The following is a 4,287-nucleotide window of genomic DNA, read 5'->3' on the forward strand; positions in this document are numbered from 1 at the left end:
GCGCTGTCGCCGGGCATCAACGATCCGGGCACCGCCATCGATGTGGTCGGCACCACGTTACGGATCCTCGCCGACTGGAGCAGCGAAGCCCGCAAAAGCGCGCAAGCGGTTGCCTACCCGCATCTGCATGTGCCGCATATCAGCGTGGATGACATTGTTATCGATGCATTCCGCTGGATTGCGCGCGACGCAGCCGGCCATCTTGAGGTGCAGATCCGTATCATCCGGGCGCTCGCATCGCTCAATGCATTTGACGCGCCGCGCTTTGGCGAAGCAACGCGAATGATGGCGCAGGAGTCGCTAGGCCGAGCGCGTGATGCGCTGGAGTCGCGCAAGGACATCGAACTTTTGGAAGACGTTTACCGCCAAAGCGGGCTGGCGCCTGTTGAATGACCCAAGGTTAAAGCTATCCACAGCTATGGCGCAGGCATGCGCCAATTATGACAGTCAGTGTCGCCAATCCGTAACGTGATGGTCATCGCGCGCGACTAGCGCGATCATCAATCGTGCATGCAAGTAGAGGGGCGTGGATCATGGCTGGCACCGTTCGTAACACCAAGATTGTACAGGCAGTGACCCAGTCGAAGACGGTCAGCAAACAGGGTCTGTTCGAACGCGCCTTTGCCTTCGCCTTCAAGGGACTGGTCTACGCGCAGATCTGGGAAGACCCGGTGGTCGATATGGAGGCGCTGGCGATCCAGCCAGACAGCCGGATCATCACGATTGCTTCGGGCGGATGCAATGTGTTGTCGTATCTGGTGGCGGACCCCGAAGCGATCATCGCGGTCGATCTCAACACTGCGCACATCGCGCTCAACAAGCTCAAAGTCGCCGCCGCGCAGCATCTGCCCGATTACGAGCATTTCCATCGCTTTTTTGCCGAGGCCGACCACGTCGACAACATCGCGGCCTACAAGAGCCATGTCCGCCCGCAGCTCGACGAGACCTCGCGCAGCTATTGGGAAGGGCGTGACCTCATCGGCCGGCGACGGATCGGCGGGTTCAAATCGGGTCTGTATCGGCGCGGTCTGCTCGGTGGCTTCATCGGCACCGCGCACCTGCTGGCAAAGCTTTACAAGGTCGACCTCAAGAAGATGCTTGAGGCCAAGACGCTTGAGGAACAGCGCGCGATTTTTGAGCAGCATCTGTCGCCGGTTTTCGACAAGAAGTTCGTCCGCTGGCTGACCGATCAACCGCCCGCGCTGTTTGGCCTGGGTATTCCGCCTGCGCAATTCGAGGCGCTGGCGGGTGACGAGAAAATGGCCGATGTGCTGCGCAAACGGCTGGAAAAGCTGGCCTGCGACTTCGAGATTCAGGACAATTATTTCGCCTGGCAAGCGTTCGGGCGCGGCTATGGCAAGGCGATGAACAAGTCGCTGCCGCCCTATCTGCAGGCCGATAATTATTCGCTGATCAAGGCGCGCGCGGGCCGGGTGCTGGTGGAGCACGCCAACTTTACCGAGCGGCTGCAGGCGAGCGCCGACGCAAGCCTTGACCGCTATATCCTGCTCGACGCGCAGGACTGGATGAACGACCAGCAGCTGACCCAGCTGTGGACCGAGATCACCCGCACCGCCCGCCCCGGCGCCCGCGTGCTGTTCCGCACCGCCGCCGAGCCAAGCTTGCTTCCCGGACGTATTCCCGATGCGCTGCTGGCGCGCTGGGATTATCGCGCCCAGGAATCGCTGGGCTTCACCGCGCGCGATCGTTCATCGATCTATGGCGGTGTTCACCTGTATGTCCTCGCCTGAGAGCCGCGCGCAGGCCGCGCCCGAGGGTGACCATGCGGCGGTTATGGACGGCGTCTACCGCACCCAGCGGCATATTTATGACTTTACGCGCAAATATTACCTGCTTGGCCGCGACCGACTGATCGATGACCTCAACGCCCCCGATGGCGGCGCGGTGCTTGAGGTCGGCTGCGGCACCGGGCGCAACCTGATTGTCGCCGCCAAGCGCTACCCGCGCGCGCATTTCTATGGCTTTGATATTTCGGCGGCGATGCTGGAAAGCGCGCAAGCGGCGGTCGACAAGGCCGGGCTGCAGCATCAGATCACGCTGGCACGCGGCGATGCGACCGCGTTCAGCGCGCAGCGATTGTTCGGCATCGCCGGATTTGACCGGGTGTTCTGTTCTTACACGCTGTCGATGATCCCCGGTTGGGAGCATGCAATCGCGGCGGCGGCCGATGCGCTGGCGCCAGAGGGTTCGCTGCATATCGTCGATTTCGGCCATCAGGGCGGCCTGCCGCGCTGGTTCCGCTCGGCGTTGTTTGCCTGGCTTGAACGCTTCTATGTCGCGCCCCGGTTGACGCTCGATCACGTCGCGCAAGCCGTGGCGCGCGAACGCGGGATGCTCGCCGACACCCGCGCGCTCTATCGCGGCTACGCCCAATCTGCGGTGATCCGGGGCTGATCATTTGCCCGTCATGCGGCGGAGCAGACACGTACGTCAGGTGATCAGCTTTTTGAGCGCCGCCACGGTATCGGCTTCCTCGGCGGGCTTGTCGCGGCGCAGCCGGGCGATGCGCGGGAAGCGCATGGCGACGCCCGATTTGTGGCGCTTCGATACATGGATCGAATCGAACGCGACCTCAAGCACCAACGACTTGGCGACCTCGCGCACCGGGCCAAAGCGACCCACCGTGTTTTGGCGCACGAATTTGTCGAGCCATTTGAGCTCAGCGTCGGAAAATCCCGAATAGGCCTTGCCGACCGGCACCAGCTCGCCGTCCTCGGTCCAGCAGCCAAAGGTGTAATCCGAATAGAAGGACGAGCGCTTGCCGCTGCCGCGCTGGGCGTACATCATCACGCAATCGGCGCTCAATGGATCGCGCTTCCATTTGTACCACAGGCCGACGCGGCGTCCGGGCACATAGGCGCTGTCAAGGCGCTTGAGCATCACGCCCTCAATCGCGGCATCGCGCGCGCCATCGCGAATGCGGCCCAGCGCGGCGAAATCGGGGGCCTCGATGATCTGCGACAGATCGAACCGGTCAGCGGGGAGCGCCGCCATCCGCGTCTCCAGTCGTGCGCGGCGCTGGTGCCAGGGCAGGGCGCGCAGGTCCTCGCCGTCATCGATCAGCAGGTCATACAGCCGCACGAACGCCGGTGCCTCCGCCAGCATCTTGGCCGAGACGCTTTTGCGCCCCAGCCGCTGCTGCAGCGCGTTGAAGCTCGCCGCCTCGCCCATCTGCGCGGCGCCACGCACCAGCAGCTCGCCATCGAACACGCCGGGCACGGTTACTGCAGCGGCCACATCGGGGAAGGCGGGGGTGATGTCGTCGCCGCCCCGGCTGAACAGGCGGACTTCGTTGCCGATCCGCACGATCTGGATGCGGATGCCATCCCATTTCCATTCGGCAGCATAATCGGCGAGATCGACCGTGCCGTCCTCCAGCGGGTGCGCGAGCATGAACGGGCGGAAATAAGGCGTGCCTGCAATGTCGGGCCGCGCCCCGCCGTCGCCCCAGGCAAACAGGCTCGCATAAGGCGGGCTGAGCGCGTGCCAGACCTCTTCGACCGCATCGACATCGAGACCAAAGGCTTGTGCAAACGCTGTCTTGGCCAGCCGCGCCGAGATGCCGACCCGCATCGCCCCGGTCGCAAGCTTGATCAGCGCATAGCGGCCGGCGCTGTCGAGCCGGTCCATCATCTCCATCAGCAGTTGCGGCGCGCGGGCGCGGGTGACGCTGGCCAGTGCATCGACCGCATCGGCGAGCCGCAGGTCGTTGGCAGGCGGCAGACGCTCGGGCCAGATCAGCGCTACGGTCTCTGCGGTGTCGCCCACGAAATCGCGGCTCAACCGGAACAGCTCGGGATCGACGCGCTCCATCGCCATGCTGCGCACCGCCGATGACTTGACTGCGGCAAAATCCGCCTCGCCGGTGAGCGCCGCCAGCGCCCATCCGCGATCAGGATCGGGCGTGGCGCGCAGATAGTCGGCGATCAGCGCGACCTTGGCGTTGCGCGAGCGGGTATAGCCCAGCTGGGTGACGAGCGCGGCAAAGGCCTGCATCAGCCCTCTTCCTCTTCCTCGCGCCCGACCATGGCGAGCGCGCGCGCCTTGACCTGGTTGAGCGCGCACCAGCGCAGCAGCGCCTCCTCGCGGCCATGGGTGATCCACACCTCGCGCGGGGCGATTTCGCGGATAGTGTCAGTCAGCTCATCCCAGTCGGCATGGTCAGAGATGATCAGCGGCAGCTCGACCCCGCGCTGGCGGGCACGCGCACGCACCCGCATCCAGCCCGATGCCATCGCGGTGACCGGATCGGGCAGGCGGCGGCTC

The 4,287-nt window shown here is 64.5% G+C and carries 5 protein-coding genes; 3 read left to right on the top strand and 2 right to left on the bottom strand.

The features are described 5' to 3' along the window. From ACEW8G_RS00290 to ACEW8G_RS00300, 3 genes are all read left to right on the top strand, one after another. Positions 1-393: DUF2254 family protein (locus ACEW8G_RS00290; protein ID WP_373486457.1), on the top strand; the 393-nt coding region annotated here is incomplete at its 5' end. 140 nt (positions 394-533) lie between these two features. Next, entirely contained in the window at positions 534-1,751 is a 1,218-nt protein-coding gene (locus ACEW8G_RS00295; RefSeq protein WP_373486458.1) for a DUF3419 family protein, read from the top strand. Then, complete coding sequence (locus tag ACEW8G_RS00300; protein ID WP_373486459.1) at positions 1,738-2,415, top strand: class I SAM-dependent methyltransferase; 678 nt, start codon at positions 1,738-1,740, stop codon at positions 2,413-2,415. Before ACEW8G_RS00295 ends, ACEW8G_RS00300 begins: the two co-directional genes overlap by 14 nt. Before the next feature lie 36 nt (positions 2,416-2,451). Here the strand turns inward: ACEW8G_RS00300 and ACEW8G_RS00305 are convergent, their stop codons facing one another. Both ACEW8G_RS00305 and ACEW8G_RS00310 read right to left on the bottom strand, forming a co-directional pair. Next, a complete protein-coding gene (locus ACEW8G_RS00305) occupies positions 2,452-4,017 on the bottom strand; it encodes a cisplatin damage response ATP-dependent DNA ligase (RefSeq protein ID WP_373486460.1) in 1,566 nt (521 codons plus the stop codon). Further along, on the bottom strand, positions 4,017-4,287 hold a 271-nt coding region (locus tag ACEW8G_RS00310), incomplete at its 5' end, for an MBL fold metallo-hydrolase RNA specificity domain-containing protein (protein WP_373486461.1). The genes ACEW8G_RS00305 and ACEW8G_RS00310, both read right to left, overlap by 1 nt.

The organism is Blastomonas sp., assembly GCF_041747255.1.
Taxonomy (GTDB): domain Bacteria; phylum Pseudomonadota; class Alphaproteobacteria; order Sphingomonadales; family Sphingomonadaceae; genus Blastomonas.